This is a genomic window from Cytobacillus solani, assembly GCF_001420595.1.
In the GTDB taxonomy this organism is placed as follows: Bacteria; Bacillota; Bacilli; order Bacillales; family Cytobacillaceae; genus Cytobacillus; species Cytobacillus solani.
The window spans coordinates 1-1,101 of sequence record NZ_LJIX01000005.1 but is presented as its reverse complement, the minus strand read 5'-3'; the positions used below and the strand labels follow the sequence as shown (position 1 = coordinate 1,101).

The following is a 1,101-nucleotide window of genomic DNA, read 5'->3' as shown; positions in this document are numbered from 1 at the left end:
TAGCTTAATGTTGCAGATTGGGAACATGATTTCAATATTGGTCAGTCATTCAATTCAAACAGGGAATCAACACCAAGCTGAACCAATCAGAAATACTAATTTTCTTACTGAGAACGCTGTGGCTTCAATAACATTAACGGGCAGTTCATCTCTTTGCCCCATTAGAGGATGGGCTGTACACAGTAAAGACAACAGTATAAGGATTGGATCCAAGGGGGATGTGTTTGTAATTAGAGAGCCGTTCATCTCATGCTCCCACATGGAATGCAGGACTTTCTTTTTGACTCATGGAGCCTTATTGAATGACAAGCACTCCAACGGGACTGTCAAAGACAGGAGCCCTCACAGAACGCTAATGAGTTGTCCTGTGGGTGAGGCTCCCTCCCCATATAACTCGAGGTTTGAGTCTGTTGCTTGGTCAGCAAGTGCTTGCCATGATGGCACCAGTTGGTTGACAATTGGAATTTCTGGTCCAGACAATGGGGCTGTGGCTGTGTTGAAATACAATGGCATAATAACAGATACTATCAAGAGTTGGAGGAACAACATACTGAGGACTCAAGAGTCTGAATGTGCATGTGTAAATGGCTCCTGCTTTACTGTAATGACAGATGGACCAAGTAATGGACAGGCATCATATAAGATCTTCAAAATAGAAAAAGGGAAAGTAGTTAAATCAGTCGAATTGAATGCTCCTAATTATCACTATGAGGAATGCTCCTGTTATCCTGATTCTGGCGAAATAATGTGTGTGTGCAGGGACAATTGGCATGGCTCAAATAGGCCGTGGGTAACTTTCAATCAGAATTTGGAGTATCAAATAGGGTATATTTGCAGTGGGGTTTTCGGAGACAATCCACGACCAAACGATGGGACAGGGAGCTGTGGTCCAATGTCCCTCAACGGGGCATATGGGATAAAAGGGTTTTCATTTAAATACGGTAATGGTGTTTGGATCGGGAGAACCAAAAGCACTAATTCCAGGAGCGGTTTTGAAATGATTTGGGATCCAAATGGGTGGACTGGAACGGACAGTGAATTTTCAGTGAAACAAGATATAGTAGCAATAACTGATTGGTCAGGATATAGCGGGAGTTTTGT

The 1,101-nt window shown here is 43.0% G+C and carries 1 protein-coding gene; it reads left to right on the top strand.

Annotated elements, in window-relative coordinates; genetic code table 11:
- Window positions 1–367 precede the first annotated feature (367 nt).
- Window positions 368–1,101 (top strand): sialidase/neuraminidase family protein (locus AN957_RS01630; RefSeq protein WP_218970977.1); only part of this gene is annotated, 734 nt, incomplete at its 3' end.